The 26,194-nt window shown below is 63.6% G+C and carries 20 protein-coding genes; 14 read left to right on the plus strand and 6 right to left on the minus strand.

The window, feature by feature from the left end:
* Positions 1–44: 44 nt before the first annotated feature.
* The 4 genes from AB7535_RS16355 (at position 45) to AB7535_RS16370 (ending at position 6,029) form a co-directional block, all read left to right on the plus strand.
* Positions 45–1,898, plus strand: a complete 1,854-nt coding sequence (locus tag AB7535_RS16355) for a potassium transporter Kup (protein ID WP_135213707.1) — start codon at positions 45–47, stop codon at positions 1,896–1,898.
* Positions 1,899–2,366: 468 nt separating this feature from the next.
* A complete protein-coding gene (locus AB7535_RS16360; protein WP_167767905.1) occupies positions 2,367–4,670 on the plus strand; it encodes a TonB-dependent siderophore receptor in 2,304 nt (767 codons plus the stop codon).
* Positions 4,671–4,674: 4 nt separating this feature from the next.
* Complete coding sequence (locus AB7535_RS16365; RefSeq protein ID WP_439036675.1) at positions 4,675–5,838, plus strand: PepSY-associated TM helix domain-containing protein; 1,164 nt, start codon at positions 4,675–4,677, stop codon at positions 5,836–5,838.
* Positions 5,835–6,029 (plus strand): hypothetical protein, encoded by a 195-nt coding sequence (locus AB7535_RS16370; protein ID WP_071913707.1) that lies wholly within the window; start codon positions 5,835–5,837, stop codon positions 6,027–6,029. The genes AB7535_RS16365 and AB7535_RS16370 overlap by 4 nt, the downstream gene beginning before the upstream one ends.
* A gap of 88 nt (positions 6,030–6,117) precedes the next feature.
* Here the strand turns inward: AB7535_RS16370 and gyrA are convergent, their stop codons facing one another.
* The 3 genes from gyrA to AB7535_RS16385 all read right to left on the minus strand — a co-directional run bounded on the left by gyrA (position 6,118) and on the right by AB7535_RS16385 (position 10,132).
* Entirely contained in the window at positions 6,118–8,859 is a 2,742-nt protein-coding gene (gene gyrA, locus AB7535_RS16375; protein ID WP_135213710.1) for a DNA gyrase subunit A, read from the minus strand.
* Between the two features lie 168 nt (positions 8,860–9,027).
* Positions 9,028–9,426 carry a DUF2306 domain-containing protein gene (locus AB7535_RS16380; protein ID WP_063983161.1) on the minus strand — a complete coding sequence of 133 codons (399 nt, stop codon included), beginning with the start codon at positions 9,424–9,426 and terminating at the stop codon, positions 9,028–9,030.
* 202 nt (positions 9,427–9,628) lie between these two features.
* Complete coding sequence (locus AB7535_RS16385) at positions 9,629–10,132, minus strand: single-stranded DNA-binding protein (RefSeq protein WP_439036676.1); 504 nt, start codon at positions 10,130–10,132, stop codon at positions 9,629–9,631.
* Between the two features lie 450 nt (positions 10,133–10,582).
* Between AB7535_RS16385 and AB7535_RS16390 the strand changes: the two genes are divergently transcribed.
* From AB7535_RS16390 to AB7535_RS16430, 9 genes are all read left to right on the plus strand, one after another.
* Positions 10,583–11,344, plus strand: coding sequence for an outer membrane protein (locus AB7535_RS16390; protein ID WP_071913701.1), 762 nt, complete (start codon positions 10,583–10,585; stop codon positions 11,342–11,344).
* A gap of 233 nt (positions 11,345–11,577) precedes the next feature.
* Complete coding sequence (locus AB7535_RS16395; RefSeq protein ID WP_071913698.1) at positions 11,578–12,267, plus strand: outer membrane protein; 690 nt, start codon at positions 11,578–11,580, stop codon at positions 12,265–12,267.
* 223 nt (positions 12,268–12,490) lie between these two features.
* Positions 12,491–13,243: an outer membrane protein gene (locus tag AB7535_RS16400; protein ID WP_439036677.1), complete on the plus strand. Its 753-nt coding sequence runs from the start codon at positions 12,491–12,493 to the stop codon at positions 13,241–13,243.
* A gap of 190 nt (positions 13,244–13,433) precedes the next feature.
* The gene (locus tag AB7535_RS16405) at positions 13,434–14,198 is read left to right on the plus strand and encodes an outer membrane protein (protein WP_439036678.1); all 765 of its coding nucleotides are present in this window, start codon (positions 13,434–13,436) and stop codon (positions 14,196–14,198) included.
* Positions 14,199–14,343: 145 nt separating this feature from the next.
* Complete coding sequence (locus AB7535_RS16410; RefSeq protein WP_439036679.1) at positions 14,344–15,099, plus strand: outer membrane protein; 756 nt, start codon at positions 14,344–14,346, stop codon at positions 15,097–15,099.
* 304 nt (positions 15,100–15,403) lie between these two features.
* Entirely contained in the window at positions 15,404–18,382 is a 2,979-nt protein-coding gene (uvrA, locus tag AB7535_RS16415; protein WP_208071256.1) for an excinuclease ABC subunit UvrA, read from the plus strand.
* A gap of 45 nt (positions 18,383–18,427) precedes the next feature.
* Positions 18,428–18,760 (plus strand): hypothetical protein, encoded by a 333-nt coding sequence (locus AB7535_RS16420; protein WP_135213712.1) that lies wholly within the window; start codon positions 18,428–18,430, stop codon positions 18,758–18,760.
* Positions 18,761–18,904: 144 nt separating this feature from the next.
* Positions 18,905–19,546, plus strand: a complete 642-nt coding sequence (locus AB7535_RS16425) for an HAD-IA family hydrolase (protein ID WP_135213713.1) — start codon at positions 18,905–18,907, stop codon at positions 19,544–19,546.
* Between the two features lie 36 nt (positions 19,547–19,582).
* Positions 19,583–20,518, plus strand: coding sequence for a nucleoside hydrolase (locus AB7535_RS16430; protein WP_135213714.1), 936 nt, complete (start codon positions 19,583–19,585; stop codon positions 20,516–20,518).
* Between the two features lie 82 nt (positions 20,519–20,600).
* Here the strand turns inward: AB7535_RS16430 and AB7535_RS16435 are convergent, their stop codons facing one another.
* The 3 genes from AB7535_RS16435 to AB7535_RS16445 form a co-directional block, all read right to left on the minus strand.
* Positions 20,601–21,554 (minus strand): YVTN family beta-propeller repeat protein, encoded by a 954-nt coding sequence (locus AB7535_RS16435; RefSeq protein ID WP_135213715.1) that lies wholly within the window; start codon positions 21,552–21,554, stop codon positions 20,601–20,603.
* A 2-nt stretch (positions 21,555–21,556) separates the two neighbouring features.
* The gene (locus AB7535_RS16440) at positions 21,557–22,126 is read right to left on the minus strand and encodes an SRPBCC family protein (protein ID WP_063983150.1); all 570 of its coding nucleotides are present in this window, start codon (positions 22,124–22,126) and stop codon (positions 21,557–21,559) included.
* A gap of 954 nt (positions 22,127–23,080) precedes the next feature.
* Positions 23,081–23,848 (minus strand): AAA family ATPase, encoded by a 768-nt coding sequence (locus tag AB7535_RS16445; RefSeq protein WP_135213716.1) that lies wholly within the window; start codon positions 23,846–23,848, stop codon positions 23,081–23,083.
* A 265-nt stretch (positions 23,849–24,113) separates the two neighbouring features.
* On the opposite strand from AB7535_RS16445, the gene AB7535_RS16450 reads away from it, so the two are divergent.
* Positions 24,114–26,186, plus strand: a complete 2,073-nt coding sequence (locus AB7535_RS16450) for a DUF1217 domain-containing protein (protein WP_439036680.1) — start codon at positions 24,114–24,116, stop codon at positions 26,184–26,186.
* Positions 26,187–26,194: the final 8 nt, after the last annotated feature.

A 26,194-nucleotide genomic window follows, 5' to 3' on the forward strand; every position in this document is an offset into this window, starting at 1 on the left:
CCGCAGTCGTTTCCGGCCATCACCCTGACCCTCTGCCAATTGCCATGACCATGGGCGCCCTCGGGGTGGTCTATGGCGATATCGGCACCAGCCCCCTCTACGCCCTGAAGGAAGCCGCCAAGGCGGCCGCCCATGGCGCTACGCTGACTCCCGAAGCTGTCCTGGGCGTTGCCTCGCTGATCCTCTGGGCCCTGCTGCTGATCATCTCGCTGAAATATGCGCTTCTGATCCTGCGCGCGGACAATCGCGGCGAAGGCGGCATCGTCGCGCTGCTGGCGCTGCTCCACGCCCGCCACGCCCAGTCCGGCACCTGGCGCGCGCATCTCCTGGTGGTCGGCCTCGTCGGCGCCGCCCTACTCTATGGCGACGGCGCGATCACCCCGGCCATCTCGGTGCTCTCAGCCATCGAAGGCCTCAAGGTCGATGCGCCCTCGCTCGCGCCGGTCGTCGTGCCCATCACCGTCGCCATCCTGATCGGGCTGTTCATGATCCAGAAGCAGGGCACGGGCTTCATCGGCCGCATCTTCGGGCCGGTGATGCTGGCCTGGTTCTTCGTGCTGGCCGCGCTCGGCGTCCACGGCATCGTCAAGGCCCCGGCCGTGCTCGCGGCACTGAGCCCGCTCTATGCCTTCAACTTCCTGATCCACCAGGACTTCCACATCTCCTTCGCGATCCTCGGCGCCGCCTTCCTGGCGGTGACCGGCGGCGAAGCCATGTACGCCGACATGGGGCATTTCGGCCGCTTCCCGATCCGGCTCGCCTGGTTCGCGATCTGCCTGCCCGCGTTGGTGCTGAACTATTTTGGGCAGGCCGCGCTGCTGATCACCGATCCCGCGATGATCGAGAACCCCTTCTTTCAGCTCTGCCCGGACGCCCTGCACTATCCGCTGGTCGCCTTCTCGGCGCTCGCGACCGTGATCGCCTCGCAGGCGATCATCTCCGGCGTGTTCTCGCTGACCCAGCAATCGATCCAGCTCGGCTTCCTGCCGCGCATGCAGATCCGCCACACCACGAGCCATGCGATGGGCCAGATCTACGTGCCGCTGGTGAACTGGCTGCTCGCTGCCGCAACGCTCGGCGCGGTCCTGAGCTTCGGCACCTCGGAAGCGCTCGCCGGCGCCTACGGCATCGCGGTGTCGCTGCTGATGGCGATCACCACGCTGCTCGCGGCCCTGGTCGCGATCCAGTGGGGCTATTCGCCGTGGATCGTGGTCGCCGTCAACGGCTTCTTCTTCGTGATCGACGTGATCTTCTTCTCCGCCAATTCGATCAAGCTGTTCGAGGGCGGCTGGTTTCCGCTGCTGCTCGCGGCCCTCGTCGCCTTCATGATGCTGACCTGGCGCAGCGGCGTGAAGCTGGTCGAAGCGGCGCGCGCGAAGCTGCGCCAGCCCGAGGAGGACCTGATCGAGACCGCGGTCAACAAGTGCCGCGCCAGACTGCCCGGGACCGCCGTCTTCCTGGCATCCGCGCCGCGCGGCGTGCCGCTGGCGCTGACGCAATTCGTCAAGCACAACCACGTGCTGCATGAGCGCATCGTCCTCGTCACCGTGCTGATCGAGGAATCCCCGCACATCACCGATGAAGACCGCGCCGAGGTGATCGAGATCATCCCCGGTATCACTCGCGTGGTCCTGCATTACGGTTTCATGCAGAATCCGACGATCTATGCCGGCCTGACGCTCGCCTGCCGCCAGGGCAAGCTGCCCGGCATCGACCTCTCCGACATCACCTACTATGTCGGCCGCGAGACCATTATCCCTAGCGAGGACATCCCGGGCATGTGGGTCTGGCGCGAAGGCCTGTTCGCCTTCCTCCAGCGCAACGCCGAACGCTCCGCCGCGTTCTTCGGCGTGCCGACCAGGCAGGTGGTGGAGTTCGGGACCGAGCTGGAGATCTGATCGTCGTGCGGATCGCCCGTTCAGGGCAAGGCAGGCTTCGCACCACGCGTCTCGATGAGATGCCGATCACCGACAGGTAGAGCTCGTCACGCCCGCTTACCCGGGAGTGTGCGACATTCGCGCGCACCTCAATCTTGTCTGGCCCATCACCAGACATACGCAGCAACAAATTCCAATGTTTTGTCGATCAGTTAGCTTCGCTTTTTTAGAAGTTCTAAGAATGCCTCCAATTATGACGTTTCGAGTGATTCAAAATTTGTCCAACTCGACGCTCGCAATCTCGCCATCTAACACGCGCGAGGGTGCGAAGTCGCGTGAGGTCAGAAGGATCATCCCGCCGGCGCGGCGATCGCCGGATGGGGCGCTGACATGGAATGCGATGGACACGGCCTGCGTGGTCGTGCGGACTATTTTTTAAGGAACACTTTCAAGAGCACAGCCAGCGCACTCACACTGGGCTGCTTGCTGATGGCCGTCACGCCGGTGAACGCGCAGAACACTGGCCAATCCGGTGCATCCGCGTTGCCGCCGGTGACGGTCGACGCACCCGTTCAGCGCGCGCAACGTCCGGTCCAGGTCCGGCGCAACGCATCGGCGCGGCGCAGTGCGAGCCAGCGGTCCGCTCAACAGGCCAACCGTTCGACAGTACAGCCGGAGCCCCAAGCGCTGGTGGGAACAGCAGCGCGCGTCAACGCCGGCACCAACGGGTTCGTCGCCACCCGCGCCTCCGGCGCCACCAAGACGGATGCGCCGATCATGTCGACGCCGGCATCGATCGCCGTCATCACTCGCGACGAAATGAATGTGCGGCGCGCCCAGAGCGTCCGCGACCTCTTGCGCTACGCGCCAGGAATCTATTTCAGCAACGATACCGATTTCCGCTTTCAGAACGTCAGCGCGCGCGGCTTCAGCCTCGAAACATATCTGGACGGGCTGCGGCTCCAGGGCGGACCGTTCGGTGCGCCGCGGGTCGATCCCTATTTGCTCGAGCGCGCCGAGGTGATCACCGGGCCGGCATCAATTCTCTACGGCGCCGCCTCGCCCGGCGGCATCCTCAACCTCGTCAGCAAGCGCCCGACTGAAAATCCGTTCGGAGAAGTCTCCCTGCAAACCGGCTCGTTCAACCGGATCCAGGGCGCCTTCGATGTCGGCGGCCCCGTCGACAAGGACAAGACGCTGCTCTACCGCGTCACCGGTATCGGCCTCAACGCCGACACCCAGGTCGACAATATCGGCGAGCAAAGATTTTCGATCGCGCCGGCCTGGACGTGGCGTCCGAGTATCGACACCACCATCACCTTCCTGACGAGCTACCGGCAGGACCCGAAGGGTGGTGCCTTCGCGCTCTTGCCGATCCAGGGCACGCTGGTGCCGGGGACGTTCGGGCAGATCCCGCGCAATTTCTTTGCCGGCGATCTCAACTACGAGACTCTCAAATACAAGCAGGCAACCGCCGGCTACGAGTTCGAGCATCGTTTCGACGACGTCTTCACGGTGCGCCAGAACGTACGCTACCTGCACAATGAGCTCAGCTATGTCGAAGTGCAGCCCGGCGGGTTCACGACGACGGGCGCGGGCGGCACGCTCCGGCTGGTCGACGGCCGCACGATCAACCGGAGCTACTTCTCGACCAACGAGAACCTCGACACATTCGCTGCCGACAACCAGCTCCAGGCCAAGTTCAACATGGGACCGTTGCAGCACACGGTGCTTGCCGGCCTCGACTACCAGCGGTTCGACTTCAACAATCTCGCCCGTTTCGCGGCCACCAACACGCTCGACATCCTGGCGCCGAATTACACGCAGAACATCGCCGTCCCCACGGCGCTCTTCCAGAACCTCGACCAGCACCTGTCGCAGCGCGGCCTCTACGTCCAGGACGAGGCCAGGCTCGGCCGGCTCACCGTCCTCGGCGGAGTCCGCTACGACTGGGCCGAGGGTAATACCTTGGCGCAGAACACCGGCGTTCGCGTCCTGAACGACGACCAGAAGCCAACCGGCCGCATTGGCGCGATCTACAATTTCGACAACGGCATTGCGCCCTATGTCAGCTACTCGACCTCGTTCCAGCCGACCTCGGTCGGCACGCTGCTGAACGGCCAACCGTTCAAGCCGACCACCGGCGAGCAGTATGAAGGCGGCGTGAAGTATCAGCCGGTCGGGACCAATCTGATGTTCACTGCCGCGGTCTACGATCTCAAGCAGCAGAACGTGGCAACGGTCATCAGCGGCCCCGGCATTCCCGCCAACACCACGGCGCAGGTTGGCGAGGTCAGCTCGCGCGGGTTCGAAGGATCCGTCGTCGGCAGCCCCCTGCCCGGCCTGAGCCTGCGCGGGCAGTACTCCTATCTCGACAACCGGATCAGCTCGCCCCAGGACGTGAATTTCGGCAAGCGGCTCGCCAACGTCCCGATGCACACCGCCTCGCTCTGGGCCAACTATCTGGTGCAGGGCGGTCCGGCGACCGGTTTCGGCTTCGGCGGCGGCGTCCGCTACGTCCACGACATGTACACGACCAACGCCAACAATCTGACGGTTCCGACCATCGTGCCGGGCGTCTTCCTGCCCGCCGCCACCGTTCCGTCCAGCACGGTGTTCGATGCGGTGCTGTCCTATGATTTCGGGATGCGGTATCAGCAGTGGAAGGGCCTCAGTGCGGCGGTGAACGTCAACAACGTGTTCGACAAGACCTATGTCTCGTTATGCACGGCCGGCGGCTGCCGCTGGGCGCTGGGGCGCACGGTGCTGGCGACGCTGACCTACCGGTGGTGAGGGGATGACAGCACAGTCAGTCAAATGGTGTTCGCTGGTCCACAAATGGACCAGCCTGGTCTGCACGCTATTCCTCCTGATGCTTTGCATCACCGGGCTCCCACTGATCTTTCATGACGAGATCGACGAGCTCTTCAAGTCAGAAGCCTCGGCCCGAGAGCTCCCGGCGGATACTCCGCAGGCTCCGCTAAGCCGGCTGGTCGACGCCGCCAAGGCGCGCTATCCGCAGCGCTATCTCCAGGTGCTCGGCTGGGACGACGATCGCGCTAACGTCGTCAACGTATTCCTCTCGGCTACGCCCGAAGCTCCCCCCGGCCAACGTTTCCTGAAGCTGTCATTCGATTCCAGAACCGCCGAATTGATCGGCGAAGACACGCAGCAGGGCGGCCTGATGAGCGCCATCCGCATGTTCCACCGCGACATGTTCTTGGGGTTGCCGGGTGAACTGTTTCTCGGCGTCATGGGCCTGCTGTTTGTCATCGCGATCGTTTCCGGCATCATGCTCTACGCGCCCTTCATGCGCCGGCTCAACTTCGGCACGGTGCGTCGTATCGGCGCGTCGCGGGTCAAATGGCTCGACCTGCACAATCTGATCGGCGGAGTGACTCTCATATGGCTGCTTGCCGTCGGCGTCACCGGTGTCATCAACACGATATCGTTGCCGCTGTTCTCCGCCTGGCGCGCGGACGTGATGCCGGAGCTGATCGCGCCGCACTTGGGCAAGCCGCCGCTTGCGAAATGGGCCGACGTCGACGACGTCATGGCCGCAGCACGTCGGGCGCTCGACGGCAACACGCCGGCCAGCATCATCTTTCCGACGGTCGCACGGTTCGGGACACCACGGCACTTCATCGTCTGGACCAAGGGCACGACGCCGATCACCTCGCGCCTGTTCACGCCCGCGATGCTCGACGCCGAAACCGGGCAGCTCGTCACCGCGCGTGGCCTGCCGTGGTATCTCAGGGCGTTGCAGGTATCGCGCCCGCTTCATTTCGGGGACTACGGCAGCCTGCCGCTGAAGATCATCTGGGCGCTGTTCGATCTTGCCGCCATCGTCGTGCTTGCCAGCGGCGTCTATCTCTGGCTCGGCAAGCGCAAATCACCTCGCTTCACCACGCGCGCGCAGGACGGGCCGCCTGTCGTAGCGACATCCGGGATCCGTCCATGAAGCGCGAGCGCCACACCATGGACGAGATCTTTCGCTGGCCGCTCCTGCTCGGGGGGCTCATCCTTGTCGGGCTGGCGTCGGCGCTGTTCGGCGACGATGGCTGGGACGCGCTGTCCTGGGCAGCACTGGCAATTCCGCTGGCCGTGCTCGGCTGGAAGGCATCGCGCCAGCCGCATCTTCCAGGATCATAGGCCGGACACCGGCGCGTTGTGCCGTGCCGGACCTATCCGGTTGATTGCAACCGTCAACGGAGACGACACCTGACGGGATCGGCTCGATCTACGAACCGTTCCCATTCTCGCCGTTCCCGCTATCGGCCTCTTCCGTGATGTGCTCGACCGAGACGACGTGCTCGTCCTCGGCGGTGTCGAACACGATCACGCCCTGGGTCGAGCGGCCGGCGACGCGGATGCCTTCGACCGGGCAGCGGATCAGCTGGCCCTTGTCCGTGACCAGCATGATCTGGTCGGCGTCTTCCACCGGGAACGAGGCCACCAGGTTGCCGTTGCGGTTGTTGACGCTCATGGCGACGATGCCTTTGCCGCCGCGGCCAGTGGTGCGGTACTCGTAGGACGAGGTCCGCTTGCCGTAGCCGTTGACGGAGACGGTGAGCACGACCTGCTCGGCCGCCGACATCTCGACATAGCGCTCCTGCGGGAGCTGGAAGCTGCCGGAGGTCGTCTCTTCGGCCTCGGCATCCGCCGGAGCCTCGTCGACCACGGCTTCGCCGGCCACCGCACGGCGCATCTTCAAATAGGCCGAACGTTCGTCCGAGGTGGTCTCCATGTGGCGCAAGATGGCCAGCGAGATCACCTTGTCGCCCTCGGCAAGCGCAATGCCGCGCACGCCCATGGAAGTGCGGCCGGTAAACACGCGCACGTCGGGCACGGGGAAGCGGATGCACTGGCCGCCGGCGCCGGTCAAAAGCACGTCGTCGCGCTCGGTGCAGATCTGCACGTCCACGATCGCTTCATTCTCGTCCAGCTTCATGGCGATGATGCCGGAGCGGCGGACGTCGACGAAGTCGGACAGCTTGTTGCGCCGGACGTTGCCGCCGGTGGTGGCGAACATCACGTCGAGGTTGCCCCAGGTCGATTCATCCTCCGGCAGCGGCATGATGGTGGTGATGCGCTCGCCCTGCTCCAGCGGCAGGATGTTGATCAGCGCCTTGCCGCGCGCGTTCGGCGCGGCCATCGGCAGGCGCCAGACCTTCTCCTTGTAGACCTGGCCGCGCGAGGAGAAGAACAGCACCGGCGTATGCGTGGAGGCCACGAACAGGCGGCTGACGAAATCCTCGTCGCGGGTCTGCATGCCGGCGCGGCCCTTGCCGCCGCGGCGCTGCGCCCGGTAGGCCGACAGCGGCACGCGCTTGACGTAGCCGGCGTGGGAGACGGTGACGACCATGTCCTCGCGCTGGATCAGGTCCTCGTCCTCGACCTCGCCTTCCTGCTCGATGATCACGGTGCGGCGCGGGGTCGCGAACTCGGCCTTCACCTCGGCAAGCTCGGTCTTGATAATGCCCAGCACGCGCGCGCGCGAGCGCAGGATGTCGAGATAGTCGGCGATCTCGCCGGCGAGCTTGTCGAGCTCGTCGCGGATTTCGTCGCGGCCGAGCGCGGTGAGGCGCTGAAGGCGCAGGTCGAGAATGGCCCTCGCCTGCTCCATCGACAGCCGGATCGTGCCGTCCTCGCTGATGCGGTGACGCGGATCGTCGATCAGCGTCAGCATGTCCTCGACGTCCCGTGCCGGCCAGTCGCGCGCCATCAGGGTGTCGCGGGCAGTGGTCGGGTCGGGCGAGGTCCGGATGACGCGGATCATCTCGTCGATATTGGCGACCGCGATCGCCAGACCGACCAGGATGTGGGCGCGATCGCGCGCCTTGGCGAGCAGGAACTTGGTACGCCGCGTGACGACCCGCTCGCGGAAGTCAACGAAGATCGCCAGCAGATCCTTCAGATGCATGATCCGCGGACGGCCGCTGTCGAGCGCCACCATGTTGACGCCGAAGCTCGTCTGCAGCGGCGTGAATCGGTACAGCTGATTGAGCACCACATCCGGCACGGCGTCGCGCTTCAATTCGATCACGACACGGTAGCCGTCGCGGTCGGATTCATCGCGCAGGTCGCCGATGCCCTCGATCTTCTTTTCCTTGACCAGCTCGGCGATGCGCTCGACCATCGTCGCCTTGTTCACCTGGTAGGGAATCTCGGTGATGATGATCGCCTCGCGCTCCTTGCGGATGGTCTCGATCGCGACCTTGCCGCGCATGACGATGGAGCCGCGACCGAGGTGGTAGGCGGCGCGGATGCCCGCGCGTCCGAGAATGACGCCGCCGGTCGGGAAATCCGGTCCCGGAACGATGTTGATGAGTTCCTCGATGGTGAGCGCAGGATTGTCGATCAACGCGACGCAGGCGTCGATGACCTCGCCGAGATTGTGCGGCGGGATGTTGGTGGCCATGCCGACCGCGATGCCGCCCGCCCCGTTGACCAGGAGGTTCGGGAACTTGGCCGGCAGGACCGACGGCTCGGTTTCGTTGTTGTCGTAGTTCGGCTGGAAGTCGACGGTGTCCTTGTCGATGTCGGCCAGCAGAGCCAACGCCACCTTCGTCAGTCGCGCTTCGGTGTACCGATAGGCGGCCGGGGGATCGCCGTCGACCGAGCCGAAATTGCCCTGGCCGTCGATGAGCGGCACGCGCATCGAGAAGTCCTGCGCCATCCGGACCATGGCGTCGTAGATCGACTGGTCGCCATGCGGATGGTATTTACCGATGACGTCACCGACCACGCGCGCCGACTTGACGTACTTCTTGTCGGGCGTGTGCCCCTGCTCGTTCATCGAGTAGAGGATGCGACGATGAACCGGCTTCAACCCGTCGCGCGCATCGGGCAGCGCACGCGCCACGATCACGCTCATCGCGTAATCGAGGTAGGACTTCTTCATCTCCTCGTAGATGGAAACGGGACGAATGTCCGAGGGTTGCGCCGGCTGGTCGCCGGGCTTGTTGTCGTCGTCAGCCAAGGGGAAATCCGGTGAGATTTTATCTGGGAATCATATAGCGCATCGCCCCCCTGATAACCACCCTTGCGAGGTCTGGGGAAGCGGTTTTTCCGACTGTTTTTCCAGAGACTTACGAGCTCAGCACCACTGCCTCGAGGGAAGCCGGAATGAGCCGCATGGAACCACGTCCTAGGCTCCGAAAATCACCCGGTGCATGATCCGTCCAGGCACCAGCGTGAACAGCCCGGCAATCACGAGCGCGCCGACGAACGTCATGATCATGATGCGCCGGTGATCGGCGACCCGATGGGTGTGCGCCCGCCACACCGCGAGCGGTAGCATCACCAGCGTGAAGATCGACAGGAGATGGATCGGGCTGAACGGCCCGACCAGGCGGATCTGATGGATCCAGAACGACGAGGCCGCCACCACCGCCATCAGCGCCACCCAGATCCAGCCGATCGTCCGGTGCGGCAGCGTGCCTTTGGGGGCGGCAAACTGAACGAGGCCGAGCACGAAGGCGGCCATGGCGGCAAAGGCGTGCAGCGGGATCGCTGGAGCGGCCTCAAGCAGCGGCGCAACGCTCATGCAGGGCTTTCTCCGATCGACGGCCGACCCATGTAAATAGGATTAACATCAAGTTAATATCATTCACATCACGCCTCGTCAAAGGCCTGAGGCAGCACATGAGGCAAGCCCGCAAAAACCGAGCTTTGCCCATCAATTGGTAAGGAATCCTGTCGTTCTAGGCGAGCAAGGTGACATCAGGGGCGAAGCGCCCCCGCCCGCCTCAGAACGGGATATCGTCGTCCATGTCGCTGTTGCGGCCACCACCACCGCCGCCGCCGGCGGCAACGGCACGGCGCGGCGCGCTGCTGACGGGACCGGAGGAGCCGAAATCGCCGCCCGGCTCGTCGCCGAAGCTGCCGCCTCCACCGCCGCCGCGGCCGTCGAGCATCGTCAGGGTCGAGTTGAAGCCCTGGAGCACGACCTCGGTGGAGTACTTCTCGGCGCCGCTCTGGTCGGTCCATTTGCGGGTCTGGAGCGCGCCCTCGATGTAAACCTTCGCGCCCTTCTTCAGGTACTGCTCGGCGACCTTGCAGAGCCCTTCATTGAAGATCACGACGCGATGCCACTCGGTCTTTTCCTTGCGCTCGCCGCTATTCTTGTCGCGCCAGGTCTCCGAGGTGGCGATGCTCAAATTCGCGATCGGCCGCCCGTCCTGGGTGCGGCGGATTTCGGGATCCTTGCCGAGATTTCCAACCAGAATGACCTTGTTGACGCTTCCCGCCATCGCCGCTCTCCACTCCGAATGCCACTGAATTTTAGAAGGCCCGGGACGCGCCCGCGTCCTCTGCAACCTGTTGACGCGACCCTATACGCTTGCGCGGACGGATCGGCCCGTCACCCCTCCACTTATCCCCACATATAGCACCCCTGGCCGGCTCGTTCCAGATTTGTTCTTATGACACCCCTCACCTTGTTGCGTTGGCAAGACGACACCGCGTTGCACAAAGACGGCCTGCGCCAAATGGAATTTCCCCGAATTCCTGAGGACGGCGAAACAGCTTAACATTCATCAAGTTAGAAGCAGTTCAGATGCCGCCCGACTGTTGCATTCCGGAGACGGACTCCGCCTCCCGCCTAAGCTACGCTTGGCTCGGAATTAGATTCTTATTGGCGTCGCGCCTGATCAACCGCTTCGGGGACTTCGAGAAGCGGACCGAAACTGGGGGAGACTGCAATGAATAAGATTTTGATTGGTACTATTGGTGCAATCGCGTTGGGGCTGTCGGCTCCCGCAAGCGCGGCAGATCTCGCTGCGCGTCCCTACACCAAGGCTCCGGCACCGATGATCGCGACCATCTACGACTGGAGCGGCTTCTACATCGGTATCAACGGCGGCGGCGGCACCAGTCACAAGTGCTGGGACGTCGATATCGGCGGTGGCGTTCTCGTAGGCGAAGGCTGCCACAACGCGACCGGCGGCACGGTCGGCGGCCAGGTCGGCTACCGCTGGCAGTCAGCCAACTGGGTGTTCGGCTTCGAAGGCCAGGGCAACTGGGCCGATTTCTCGGGTGACAACATCAGTGCGATCAGCGGCCTGCGCGATCGTTCGAAGATCAACGCGTTCGGCCTGATTACCGGTCAGGTCGGTTACGCCTGGAACAACGTCCTGGTCTACGTGAAGGGCGGCGGCGCCGTCGTCAGCGATCGCTACCGCAGCTTCGACGTCGCCAGCGGCCTCGAGTTCGACCGGGCCAACGAGACCCGTTGGGGCGGCACCGTGGGTGCGGGCGTCGAGTTCGGATTCGCCCCGAACTGGACCGTGGGTTTCGAATACGACCACATCTTCCTCGGCAACCGCACCATCAGCTTCACCGGATCCGGCAATTTCGCCCCGCTCGGCGTCGCCACACGCTCCGATCGCATCAGCCAGGACGTCGATATCGGCCTCGTCCGCGTGAACTATCGCTGGGGCGGCCCGCTGATCGCAAGATACTGACATCTCTCTGGGATCGCTTGGAGATCAAAGGCCGGCCTCGCGCCGGCCTTTTTGCGTGGGCAATGGGAATTATAGGTCAGTCACCGTTACGTTTTGCGATTATTGTGGCTTTTAGGAGACACAACTTGCGGCTTTGCTGATGTAAGCACGACATCAGTTGGACCACGGCGTCCGATGTCCTTCCGAACGCACGGAAGGCAAAAACAGAAACCGGGACTGGGATTAGTTTGAAAATGAAGAAGGTTTTGTTGGCTTCGGCCTGTTTGTTCGCTCTCGCTGCTCCGGCTTCGGCCGCTGATCTCGCGGCGCGCCCCTACACCAAGGCTCCGGTGGCGGTGGCCTCGGTCTACAACTGGACCGGCTTCTACCTCGGTATCGTCGGCGGCGGCGCCTGGGAAAACGGTTCCGGCGACCCGAAGATGAAGGGTGGCTTCGTCGGCGGCACCGCCGGCTACAACTGGCAGACCGGCAACGTCGTGTTCGGCGTCGAGGCTGATGGTTCCTGGGCTGACGTCAGCGCTTCGGCGACCGGCGCCACTGTTGTTCCCGGCTTCGGCGTTGTGACCGCAACGGCGAGCTCGAAGACCGATGCCATGGGCACCGTGCGCGGCCGTATCGGCTACGCCGTCAATCAGGTCCTGTTCTACGGCACCGGCGGCTACGCCTGGATCGACAACAAGATCAGCCTCTCCGCTCTCGGCTTGACCGCGTCGGACAGCAAGTGGCACTCCGGCTGGACCGTTGGTGCGGGCGTCGAGGCGTTCTTCGCTCCGCAGTGGTCGGTCAAGGGCGAGTACCTCTATCGCAGCCTCGGCGGCGAGACCTACTTCTCGGGCGCCCTGCCCACCGGCACGCTCAACTTCCACACCGTGCAGGTCGGCGTGAACTATCACTTCGGGGGCCCGGTGGTCGCGAAGTACTGAGCTTCGCTTCCAACGCACCGCGTTACGAAAGGCCGGCCTTGCGCCGGCCTTTTTGTTTTCGCGCGTACCGATCCAGGCCTACCGATTCCCAACGTTTTCGGGGAGAGCTGTGGCATCCCGGTGACACAACCTTCGGCTTCAATGGTGTAGAGCGATGACATCGGTTGGGTCATTGGGTCGGCCGTTTTTCGCCGACAAAGAGAAACGAAACTGGGGAATTGAAATGAAGAAGGTTTTGCTGGCCTCGGCCAGTCTGTTCGCACTCAGCGCGTTGGCTCCCGCCTCGGCGGCCGATTTGGCGGCCCGTCCCTACACCAAGGCGCCCATTGCTGTGGCCTCGATCTACAACTGGTCCGGCTTCTACCTCGGCATCAACGGCGGCGGCGCTTCGAGCCGCAACTGCTGGGATGTCAATAATATCTTCGGCGTTGCGGGTCCGGACACGGCTGAAGGCTGTCACAATGCGACAGGCGGCGTCGTCGGCGGCCAGATCGGTTATCGCTGGCAGTCGGCCAACTGGGTGTTCGGCCTTGAAGCCCAGGGCGACTGGGCCAACCTGAAGGGTTCGAATACGAGCTTGGTGCTTGCCCCGCCCCCGCTGGTCAACCAGACCAAGATCGATGGGATTGGCTTGTTCACCGGCCAGGTCGGCTATGCCTGGAACAACGTGCTCTGGTACGTGAAGGGCGGCGCGGCCGTCACGCACGCCAAGTACAACGGTCTAATCGGCGGCGTTGTCCTCGACAGCGCAAGCGAGACGCGCTGGGGCGGCGCGGTCGGCACCGGCCTCGAATTCGGTTTCGCGCCGAACTGGTCCGTTGCGATCGAATACGACCATCTGTTCATGGGCCGCCGCAATGTCAGCTTTACGTTTATCGGTTTCAACGACCGCATCGACCGTATCAAGCAGGACGTCGATATGGGCACCGTTCGCCTGAACTACACCTTCGGCGGCCCGGTCGTGGCGAAGTACTAAGCTTCGCCTCCGACGCCATCGCGTTACGAAAGGCCGGCCTTGCGCCGGCCTTTTTGTTTTCGCGCGTACGGCATGAGCGTTTGCGGACAAGTTCCATTTTTCGGCGCGCTGTGACCCCTCCGGTGACAGACTGTCGCACCTCGAAGGTTGTATCGAAGATCGCAACAACTTTGGCCTTGGGGGGTCCGTCTTGAACAAGTTTATGCTTGCCGCCGCCGGCATCGTCGCGATGACCACGTCCGTTTCGGCGGCCGATCTGGCGGCGAGGCCCTACACCAAAGCTCCTGCCCCGATGATCGGCACGGTCTACGATTGGAGCGGCTTCTACATCGGCGCCAACGGTGGTGGCGGCTGGAGCCATAATTGCTGGGACATCGTCACCAACATCCTCGGTGCGCCGGTCACTCCCCCCGCGTCGGAGGGCTGCCACACCGCGACCGGCGGCGTGGCTGGCGGCCAGGCCGGCTTTCGCTGGCAAAGCGCGTCGTGGGTGTTCGGCGTGGAAGGCCAGGGCGACTGGGCTCACCTTAGCGGCTCCAATGGACCGAGCCTGGCTGCCGGCGGCGTCGGCTCAGACCGCTCGAAGATCAACGCCTTCGGTCTCGTGACCGGCCAGGTCGGCTACGCCTGGAGCAATGTGCTGTTCTACGCGAAGGGTGGTGCGATGGTTGTGAGCGACAAATACGAGGGCTTCACCACCGCCACCGGCTTCGTGTTCGACAGGACGAATGAAACGCGCTGGGGCGGAGCGGTTGGTGCTGGCCTCGATTTCGGCGTAACGCCCAACATCGTGGTCGGCGTCGATTATGTGCACGGCTTCATGGGATCGCGCGACAACCGCTTTACGTTCAACAACGGCACGTTCTCGCGCGCCGATCGAATCCGCCAGGACGTTGACATTGCAACGGCCCGCGTCAGTTACAGGTTCGGCGGCCCCCTCATCGCCAAATACTGATCTTCGCCTCCGACGCCATCGCGTTACGAAAGGCCGGCCTTGCGCCGGCCTTTTTGTTTTCGCGCGAGGGTGCACCCAACCGTCTTGGAGTCGTGAGGCGCGCGCAAGGCGTCCGCGAATGGTTTTGGCGAGTTGGGGACGTGACATGAAGACGTGGATGCTGGCTGCGGTCAGCCTGTTCGCACTTGGCGCGGTCGCGCCGGCTACCGCCGCCGATCTCCCGATCTACAAGGCACCGGCGGCCGCCGTTCCCCTCTACGACTGGAGCGGCATCTATGTCGGCATCAACGGCGGCGGCGGGCTGGCCCATGCATGCTGGGGCGTGACCCGCGCGCTCGGCGTCGCTGTCGATCCGGCCGTTGGCGAAGGCTGTCACAATGCGGGCGGTGGCACGATCGGCGGACAACTCGGCTATCGCTGGCAGAAGTCGCGCTGGGTGTTCGGCATCGAGGGCCAGGGCAACTGGGCCGACTTCAAGGGCAGCAATGTCAGCGTGGCGCTGCCGCTGTTCACCAACCAGACCAAGATCGACAGCTTCGGCCTGTTCACTGGCCAGATGGGCTACGCCGTCAACAACCTGCTCTTCTATGGCAAGGCCGGCGCCGCGGTGGCGCACGACAAGTACGACACCTTCGTCCCCGGCGTCCCGGCCGCGGTGTTCAACAGCGTCAACCAGACCCGCTGGGGCTACACCATCGGCATCGGCGTGGAATGGGGCTTTGCCGAGAACTGGTCGGTCGGCGGCGAGTACAACCATGTCTTCCTCGGCCATCACAGCGCCGACTTCGCAACGCTCGTCGGCGGCTTCGCCCCGCGCACCGACCGGATCGGCCAGGATATCGACATGGGCCTGATCCGCATCAATTACCGCTGGGGCGGCCCGGTCGTCGCCAAATACTGAGACCAAGCTTCCCTCAGGAACCTCCAAGTCCTGATCATGTGCGGATTGCCCCAAATCCGCATTCAAACGCGAACGAAGGGCTGGCCTCGCGCCGGCCCTTCGCATGTTCCGGGGGCCCTGCTCCTGCCAGATGCCGCCAGCGCGCCAACAATCCGTTGACGATTCGCACACGCCACTGGAAATCCGTCCCCGTTCTTCCTACGTTCGCTGCCATACCCATCGGCGCCGATCCCGGTTCCGGGCGACGCGCGCCTTTTTTGTTGGCGCGATCGCGCACCTTTGGGATTCCTTGAGGGCAACTCGGATGGATGAAGTGATCAAGGCGAAGCGCCAACAGCAGAACGCGGGATCCAGCCTGCGCGCAATTACGATTCGTGGCGCGCGCGAGCACAACCTCAAGAATGTCGACGTCGAGATTCCCCGCGACAAGCTGGTGGTGTTCACCGGGCTGTCAGGCTCCGGCAAATCCTCGCTCGCCTTCGACACCATCTATGCGGAGGGCCAGCGCCGCTACGTCGAATCGCTGTCGGCCTATGCGCGCCAGTTCCTGGAGATGATGCAGAAGCCTGATGTCGACCAGATCGACGGCCTGTCGCCGGCGATCTCGATCGAGCAGAAGACGACCTCGAAGAACCCGCGCTCGACCGTCGGCACCGTCACCGAGATCTACGACTACATGCGCCTGCTCTGGGCGCGCGTCGGCGTGCCCTATTCGCCCGCCACGGGTCTGCCGATCGAGAGCCAGACCGTCTCGCAGATGGTCGACCGCGTGCTGGCGCTGCCCGAAGGCACCCGCCTCTATCTGCTCGCCCCGGTCGTGCGCGGCCGCAAGGGCGAGTACCGCAAGGAACTCGCCGAATGGCTCAAGAAGGGTTTTCAGCGCGTCAAGATCGACGGCACCTTCCATGAGCTCGCGGAGGCGCCGACGCTCGACAAGAAATTTCCGCACGACATCGACGTCGTGGTCGACCGCATCGTGGTGCGCGCCGACATCGGCCAGCGCCTCGCCGAAAGCTTTGAGACCGCGCTGAAGCTCGCGGAGGGCCTCGCCGTCGTCGAGTTCGCCGATGCGCCTGCAGCGGCTGCGCCCGTCGAGGAGAAGAAGAAGACCGCAAAAATCCACGACAAGAGCGGGCCTGAGCGCATCCTGTTCTCGGAAAAATTCGCTTGCCCCGTCTCCGGCTTCACGATTCCGGAGATCGAGCCGCGCCTATTCTCGTTCAACAATCCCTACGGCGCCTGCCCGGCCTGCGGCGGCCTCGGCGTCGAGCAGCATGTCGACGAGGACCTCGTCATCCCCGACAAGGAGCTCGCCATCGGCAAGGGCGCGATCGCGCCCTGGGCCAAGTCGTCATCGCCTTACTATATTCAGACGCTGACGGCGCTCGGCAAGCACTACAAGTTCACCCTGACCACCAAATGGAAGGATCTGCCGAAGAAGACGCAGAACGCGATCCTCCTTGGCTCGGGCGAGGACGAGATCAAGTTCTCCTACGAGGACGGCGTCCGCTCCTACGACACCAAGAAGCCGTTCGAGGGCGTCATCACCAACATCAACCGCCGCTATCGCGAGACCGAGAGCGAGTGGGCGCGCGAGGAGCTCGCAAAATATTTCCACGACGTCCCCTGCGAAGGCTGCAAGGGTTTCCGGCTGAAGCCCGAGGCGCTCTGCGTCAAGATCGGCGGCAAGCATATCGGCGAGATCTCGGAGCTGTCGGTCAGGAAGGCCGGCGAATGGTTCGAGACCGTGCCCGAGGCGCTGAACACGCAGCAGAACGAGATCGCCGGCCGCATCCTCAAGGAGATTCGCGAGCGCCTCACCTTCCTGCTCGACGTCGGCCTCAACTACCTCACTCTGTCCCGCTCCTCCGGCACGCTGTCCGGCGGCGAGAGCCAGCGCATCCGCCTCGCCTCGCAGATCGGCTCGGGACTGACTGGCGTGCTCTACGTGCTGGACGAGCCCTCGATCGGCCTGCACCAGCGCGACAACGCCCGCCTGCTCGATACGCTGAAGCGCCTGCGCGACCTCGGCAACACCGTGATCGTGGTCGAGCATGACGAGGACGCGATCCTGCTTGCCGACTACGTCCTCGACATCGGGCCCGGCGCCGGCATGCATGGCGGCAACATCGTCGCCGAAGGCACGCCCGCCGAGATCATGCGCAACCCGAAATCGCTCACCGGCAAATATCTCACCGGCGAGCTCGAGGTCGAGGTGCCGGAGCGGCGCCCGCCGAACCATCGCCGCACCATCAAGGTGGTCAACGCGCGCGGCAACAACCTTAAGAACGTCACGGCCGAGATTCCGCTGGGCCTGTTCACGGCCGTCACCGGCGTCTCCGGCGGCGGCAAGTCGACGCTGCTGATCGACACGCTCTACAAGGCCATCGCCCGCAAGCTGAACAACGCTAGCGAAGGCGCCGCACCCCACGATCGCATCGAGGGCCTCGAGCACATCGACAAGATCATCGACATCGACCAGTCGCCGATCGGCCGCACCCCGCGCTCGAACCCCGCGACCTATACCGGCGCCTTCACGCCGATCCGCGAATGGTTCGCCGGCCTGCCCGAAGCGAAGGCGCGCGGCTACGAGCCCGGCCGCTTCTCCTTCAACGTCAAGGGCGGCCGCTGCGAGGCCTGCCAGGGCGACGGCGTCATCAAGATCGAGATGCACTTCCTGCCCGACGTCTACGTCACCTGCGACGTCTGCAAGGGCAAGCGTTACAACCGCGAGACGCTGGAGGTCCTGTTCAAGGGCAAGAGCATCGCCGACGTGCTCGACATGACCGTCGAGGAAGCCGCCGACTTCTTCAAGGCGGTGCCGCGCGTGCGCGAGACCTTCCAGACCCTGCACCGCGTCGGGCTCGATTACATCCATGTCGGCCAGCAGGCGACGACCCTGTCGGGCGGCGAAGCCCAGCGCGTCAAGCTCGCGAAGGAGCTGTCGAAGCGCGCCACCGGCCGCACGCTCTACATCCTGGACGAGCCGACCACCGGCCTGCACTTCCACGACGTCAAGAAGCTGCTTGAGGTGCTGCACGAGCTCGTCGCACAGGGCAACACGGTCGTCGTCATCGAGCACAATCTCGAAGTCATCAAGACGGCCGACTGGGTCATCGACCTCGGCCCCGAAGGCGGCGACGGCGGCGGCGAGATCGTCGCCTGGGGCCCGCCGGAGGACATCGCGAAAGCGCCGCGGAGCTACACGGGGAAGTTTCTGGAGCCGGTGCTGAAGAAGGCACGGAAGCCGAAGCGGAGGAGCACGAGCGAGGCGGCGGAGTAGAGTTCATTCCGCCTCGTCCGCGGGATCATCGGGGAAAGGCTGCAAGTGTCCGCGATGCCCAGCCGCACCTACATGCTCTTCCGCAAGGCAATCCTCGCCGAGCAGCAGGTAACCTGCATCTACGAGGGGCGTTATCGCGAGCTCTGCCCCCACATCATCGGCACCAACAAGATGGGTGAGGAAGCCGTCCTCGCCTGGCAATTTGGCGGCGAGAGCAGCGGACCGCTGCCGCAATGGCGATGCCTGAAGCTCGCCAATATCACCAACGCCCGCACGCGCGATGGCCCCTGGCACGAGGGCGGCTCTCACCGGACTACTCAGACCTGCGTCAGCAACATCGATCTCGACATCAATGTTCACGTGCGCAGGTTGCGGTGACGCACATGCGTCCCACGGCTGACGGGCTTGCCGGCCATGATCGCAGGGTTGATTTCAATGCGCTCGTGTCGCATGGGTGTCCTCGAATTCTTCTAAATAATAGCCGCCACGTCTCGTTTGTCAGCGAACTCCAAAACCTCCTCCATGCACTACTCCCTCGCCATCTTCGATCTCGACGGCACACTGGCCGACAGCTTTCCGTGGTTCCTGCGCACCATCAACGATGTCGCCGATCGCTTCAATTTTCGCCGCGTCGCGGATGACGAAATCGAAGCGCTGCGACATGCCTCGTCGCGCGAGATCCTCGCCCGGCTCGAGGTGCCGCTGTGGAAGCTGCCGGCGATCGCGCGGCATGCGCGGCGGCTGAAGGCGGAGGCGGCGGCGGAGATTCCCCTATTCGCCGGCGTCGAGACGATGCTGCAGACGCTGGCCGGGAACGGCGTGCAGCTCGCGCTGGTGACGTCGGATAGCGAAGCCAATGCGCGCGAGAAGCTCGGCGAGTCCGCCGCCCTGTTCGCGCATTTCGACTGCGCGGCGTCGCTGTTCGGCAAGCCCGCGAAATTCCGCCGCGTGATCCGGCGCGCGGGCGTGGAGCCAGGCCGCGTGATCGCGATCGGCGACGAGGTCCGCGACATCGAGGCGGCGCGCGCGGTAGGGATTGCCTGCGGCGCGGTGAGTTGGGGCTACGCCGCGCCGGCGGCGCTGCGGGCGCTTGCGCCCGATCACATGTTCGCGCAGATGGATGAGATCGCAGACGTGGTCTGCCGGATTTCGCTCAAGGCCTGATCCGCAATCGGCCCCCCCCGGCCCAAGGAGACGGTGATGACACTCTCGGACGCAGCCCGCCTCAAACTCCTGGAGCCGCCGGTCGGCAAGGTGCGCGTGGTGCTCGACACCGACACCTACAACGAGATCGACGATCAGTTCGCGCTGGTGCAGATGCTGCTGTCGAAGGACCGGTTCGACGTCGAGGCGATCTACGCCGCGCCGTTCTTCAACACACGCGCCGACAGTCCCGGCCACGGCATGGAGCTGAGCTACCAGGAAATCCTTCGCCTGCTGGAGCGCCTCAACGTCGCGCCGGACGGCCTCGTCCATCGCGGCGTCACCGACTATGTCGGTCCCGGCAAGACGGCGCAGGCGGCCCCCGCCGTCAACGACCTCGTGGCCCGGGCGCGCGCAGGCTCCCCTGACAATCCGCTCTACGTCATTGCCATCGGCGCCATCAGCAATGTCGCCTCGGCACTGCTCGAGGCCCCCGACATCATCGACCGCGTGGTGGTGGTCTGGCTTGGCGGTCACGCGCTGGAATGGCCGCACACGATCGAGTTCAACCTCAGGCAGGACGTCGGCGGCGCGCAGGTGCTGTTCGACAGCGGCGTGCCGCTCGTGCTCGTGCCATGCAAGGGCGTCACCTCGCACCTTCACAGCACGGTGCCGGAGATCGAGCGCTACGTCGAACCGCATGGCAGCATCGGCGCGTTCCTCGCCATGCGCTTCAAGGACTATTCGTCCGACCATCTGGGCTGGGCCAAGGAGATCTGGGACATGGCGCCGGTCGGCTGGCTTCTCAATCCCGATTGGGCGCCGAGCGTGATCGTGCCGGCTCCGGTTCTCACGGATCAGATCACGTGGAGCATCGATCGCCGGCGGCATCCGATCCGCTACGTGACCTATGTGGATCGCAACCCGATCCTGAAGGACTTTTTCCTGAAGTTGAAGGCGTTTGCCGGATCTAAGAGTGGTTTAGCGCCGTAGCCCGGATGGAGCGAAGCGCAATCCGGGAAAGTGTCCCCGCATTCCGCTTCGCTCCATGCAGGCTACAGATGCTCCGCGCCCCCTACTCCGTCCTACGCAGGAACGCCCCGAACGCGCGCGGGCCGTCGCCGGTCTTGACCTCGCCGATCACCTTCAGCTCGGTGGCATCGATGATGCTCAATGTGTTGCTCTCCCAGCAGGCGACGATGACGCGCTTGCCGTCGGCGGTCACATTGATGCCTTCGGGATAGTCGCCGACATTGATCCGCTTGACCGGCTTCAGCGTCGCCAGGTCGAACACGCTGACGGTGCCGCCATATTGGTCGGTGACGAAGCCGCGCCCTTGCGTCAGCGCCACCGCATAAGGACGCATCCCGACCGGCACGCGGCCGATCTCTTGGCTCGCGGCGATGTCGATCACCGAGACGTCGTTGGAGCCGACATTGGCGGTGTAGGCGCGTTTTCCCTCGGCATCGATGGTGACGCCGAACGGACGGGTCCCGACCTTGATGGTCGCCCTGCGCTCACGCGTCGCGGTATCGACCACCGAGACGCTGTCGTCGTCGCGGTCCGCCGAGAGCAGCAGCCTGCCATCAGGCGTCACCGCGAGGCCGGACGGGGATGCGCCGACCGCGATGCTGGCCGTGATACTGCGCGAGGCCGTATCGATCACCCGCACTGCCGCCGCATACCAGTCCGCGACGTAGACCGTCTTGCCATCGGGCGTCACGGCAATGCCGAGCGGACCGCCGCCGACCTCGATCCGCCCCGAGACCTGCCGCGTTGCGGCGTCGACCACGGTCACCGCCTTGGCGTCGGGGCTCGTGACATAGGCAAAGCGCCCATCCGCGCTGACGGCCACGCCGGCCGGCTTGCCGCCGATCGGGATGGTCGCGACGCTGCGCGATGTCGCGAGGTCCACGACCATCAGATCGTCGCTGAGCTGGTTGGTGACGAACGCCTCTTCGGCGGACGCGCTGCCAATACTGGCAGCGCAAAGGCTGGCGGCGAGCGCCGCCAGGATCCGCGCCCGCACGGTCAGCTTCCGCTCTCGATCTTCTTCTTCAGCGCTTCGAGGCCGGCCTGATAGAGCCCCTTCACCGCCTTCACCGCGGCCTCGTCGCTGAGCTCCGGCGGCGGATCGTTGTTGGGGAAGCCGCGGTAGAACGCGCCCGCCCATTCCAGCGTCGCGCCCTTGCCGTCGGCGCTCGGCGTCACCGTCAGCGTCGAGGAATAATTGGTGACCGGCAGCACCTTCACGTCCACCTTGGTGATCCGGTAGGAATAGGTCATCGCGGCAGCGTCGAACTTGTAGAGTTCCTCATCGACGGTGGCGCCTCCCGTCAGGGTCAGCCGCCGCGTCGCTTCGATCTCATTGCCCTTCTCGCCCTCGGTCTTGGTGACAGGCGGCAGCCAGCTCATGTCCTGGAAATTGCCGATCGCGGCCCACACCTTGGCCGGCGGCGCGTTGATCTCGATGGATTCGCGCACCTTCTGCCGGGTCGGCCCATGTGCCCAAGCCGGGCCAAACGCCGCCGTCAAAGCCACCGCGCCCGCGGCAGTCAGCACCGCGCCCATGACCATGCGCCGTCCAATCGTCACCCTCATCTCGTTTCCTCATGCGTCTCGTGGATCGTGCGCGACTTGAGGCGCGCTGCGATCATGGTAGCGCATTTTGCGGCCGTGGGGAGACCTGTTCATGGCGGCGTTGCGGCGCGCGCTCGCGCGTCCCACAACCCCTTGCGCCGCCCGTCGGGCAAAACACCCAATGGGCGGGTCAACCGCACCACGCAGAAATAATTCTCTTTATCCGCATTTCAGATTATCATATAGAAAGCCATCCCACCCCGGGCCGAGGGGCGTTATCGCGATCGTCACGACACGCGGGGTGGGACGTGGTGGACGCAGGCGGCGTCGGCGCGAAGGTGGTTTGCAGGGCGGGCAACCGTGAGCGAACGCCGCGCGCACACGACCGGTGCAGCCTGTGTACGGTAAAACCGTGCCGTCCTGGCGCCCGGAGCCTGTGCGCCAAGTCTTGCGGTGATGTGGCGGCCCGACCGGGCCCGCACATCAGTCATCCGCAAGGCGACGGGGGCAATAGTGCATCGCTCCCCGGGGAGAGCTCGGCATAAGCCGTAAAACCACTGCGCAGGGAAGGCCGGATGTTTGGCTTCACCTGTATGCCACTGTGCAAACTTCGTAGCGCAATTTCCGCACAGTGGACCGCGGGTGCCAGCCGGCACCCGGCCTTCCCCGCGCCCTCGGCACTTTTGGGGGCGATGAATACAGCAGAGCTCGGGCAGATCTTGCCGCGAGGATGCGAATCCGTGCGTGCGATTTGAATTCGAATGCAAAGATAGAAGCTGCTCGCGTGCCCCGGACGCAGCGCAGCGCTTCCCTGGCGATGCGCAGCATCGTCCAGTGCGGCGGTGCGCTGCAGAGCCGGGGCCCATGCATCAGCGAGCGTGTGACTGCGTGAGTCCCTGCTCTGCGCCGCACCGCTACGCGCTGCAGCGCGTCCGGGACACGAGAAGAGCGAGTGCCGTGGGAGCGCGCCCTCGCCTACTCCGCCAGTGTCGCCTCCACGAACCCGCGCGGATCGTCACAGAACTCGCGCATCACCCGGTAATGATCGGTTTGCTCCACCGTCGTCGGCTCCAGGCCGTATTTGCCCAACCGCAACAGTCTCGCGTTTGGATAGGCCATCAGCAGAGGCGCATGGGTTGCCATGATGACCTGGCAGATGCGGGACTCGTCCATGCGTCGCAAGAGCTTCAGGAATTCGATCTGACGCGCCGGCGACAGCGCCGATTCCGGCTCGTCGAAGATGAAGATGCCCTGGCGCTGGCAGCGCTCCTCGAAGAAGCGCAGAAAACCTTCGCCATGGGAATGCGACAGGAAGTCGGGGCCGGCCTGGCCGGCATCACGTGCGGCCTCGTCGAGATATCGCGCGACCGAGAAAAAACTCTCGGCGCGAAAAAACCAGCCGTTGGCGATCTTCGGCAGCCAGCTTGCGCGCAAGGCCCTGGAAAGCTGGCCGCCCATCTTCTCCCGCGCTTCGGAATGGTCGACGGGCATGTAGCCCTTGCCTCCACCCGCATCGTCGTAGCCGGCAAGCGCTGCGATACCCTCGAGGATCGTCGACTTCCCGGTGCCATTCTCTCCGACGATGATCGTGATGGCGGCGTCGAAGTTGAGCTCGAAATCATCCGGGAAGATGGGCAGGCAAAACGGATATGCCTCGCGATCGTGAACTCGCGACGGATCGAGCCAGACCCGCTTCAGATACGGCGCCGGCAGGTTGATGGTGCGATTGCTTCGTCGGCTCATGCTCTGCTTCCAACCCACTCCGGTCGATATTTCGACTGGAACATATCAGGAACACAATCCTCGCGAAAGCAGCACCTGAGAAACATACAGCAACAAAACCCGGCATGCGTCACTTGGACGCAAATTAAAACCTAAGATTGCAGCGAAGAATCGCCTTAAGAAAACGTTGCTGCGAGACAGCTTGCTGGCATGAGGCCAGCCCCCACCCCTCGACCCGGCAATGATTGACGGAAGTCCAGGACCGTAGAGCCGCGAGGAATGCGCGATGGTATCAACGTATTTCAGCTACAACTACATTGCGCACCATCTCAAGCAGTCCCTGACGCGGGTTGAACAGCAACCCGATGTCGCGCGAGAATCCGCCTATTACAAAGCCAACATCGGCAAGGTGCGGACCGTCGATGATCTTATGAAAGATTATCGCCTGTATCATTATGCGATGAAGGCATATGGCCTGGAAGACATGGCCTACGCCAAGGCTTTCATGAAGAAGGTGCTGGAGAGCGACCTCTCCGACCCAAAGAGCTTCGTCAACAAGTTGGTAGACAAGCGCTACCGGGAGTTTGCCGCGGCATTCTCCTTCAATGGCAGTGCCACGCCAGTTGCGCAATCGGGAGACCAGACCGACGAGATGATCGGTCTGTACACGACGACCAAGAAGAGCCAGGTCGATGCGCTTGCCGCAGACTCGAATTACTACAGCGCTGAAATCGGCAAGATCAGCAGTGCAGACCAACTCCTGAACAACGACCGTCTTCGCAACTATGTCTACTCGGCATACGGGATCGATCAAAGCAAGTGGCCGGGTGACACGATAAGTCAGGTCTTGCGCAGCGATCCGTCCGATCCAAATAGCTACGTCAACACCACCTTCGCTTCTCAGTTGACCGGCCTCAACGCCCAGCTTGCTCAAGCCAAATCGGACGCCAGCGCCGCTGATCTAAAGATAACCGGTTACAAGGCCCAACTATCGCAACCGGGCGCCGACGTGACCCAGTTGAACATCCAGATCCTGGTCGAAAAAAGTCACCTGGAGTCATATACGAAAAGCATTTCCAGCCTCAGTGACCAGATAGCGACGATTGGCGGGTTTGTAGACCTGGCCGGCGCGTTCGAGTTCTCGCCCGACGGGTCGCTTCCGTCAGGCGTGTCCGCCCAGACTGCCGCAAATGTCGCGATCACGAAAAAGCGGTTCGACGACAGCAAGGCCGCCGTCTATTCGGCGGCAAGCCCGATATACGAAGCTTTGGCGATCAAGCAATTCAGAACGGACCTCAGCAAGATCAATTCAGTCCAGGCGTTCGTATCGACACCTGGCGTGTATGATTTTGCGCTGGGCGCCGTCGGCCTCGATCCCGGAATGGTCTCGAAGGCGACGATCAAGGCAGTCCTCGAAAGCGACGTCAACGATCCCAAGAGCTACGTCTATACCCTCAAGGACAATCGGTATGTAGAGCTCGCACGCGCCTTCAACTTCGACGCAAAAGGCAATCTGACGACCCCCTTGGTGGCTCAAGACTCGGCTCAGGTCCTTCAGATCGCGAGAGAATACGTCGTTGCCGCGCTGAAACAGGCAAGCCCTCAGCAGGAGAAGGCAATTCGGGCACTAGCCACGAAAGATGCGACGGCTTATCAAGAGGCAATCGCAGGCATCGACAGCGTTTCCGAGCTTCTCGCAAACAGGCCGATGGTCGATTTCATTCTCTTGGCCAAGGGTTTGGACCCTAAGAAGGTCAGCACCGAATTTCTCAAGAAGATCTTCAGCTCCGACCTGAACAACCCAAAGAGCTTCGCGAACACGCAGAGCGATCCTCGCTTTGCCGAAATCGTTGCGTCGTTCAACTTCGACAGCAAGGGCAACGTCGCGCGCCTCCCGATGATGGGTCCTCAGAAGAGAGATCAATTCCGGGAAACACAGGCGAACTATCTCCAGCAAAGCCTGGAGCAGCAGCAGGGGGAGACGAATCCCGGCGTACGCCTTGCGCTCTATTTCCAGCGAAAGGCGGGAGAAATCACGTCCGCATACGACATCCTTGCCGACAAGGCTCTTTCAGAGGTGTTCAGAACCACCTTCGATTTGCCTGACTCGATGGCCTCGATGCAGATCGATCAGCAAGCCAAGGTCGTGGACAAATTCATGAAGATCAAGGATCTTTCCGATCCGGCGAAGGTTGAAAAACTGTTGAGCCGGTTCTCCGCCATGTATGACGTCAGAAACGGCGAGAGCATCGGCCAGGGTCAATCTCCCTTGCTCAACCTCTTTCAAGGATCGAGCTCGGGCATATCAGGGATAAGTGAATCCACGTTCTTGGCCATCGCCAAGCTACGTGCTCACTGATGATCGCT

The sequence above is a fragment of the Bradyrhizobium sp. 956_D2_N1_4 genome (genome assembly GCF_052076025.1).
Lineage (GTDB): Bacteria > Pseudomonadota > Alphaproteobacteria > Rhizobiales > Xanthobacteraceae > Bradyrhizobium > Bradyrhizobium barranii.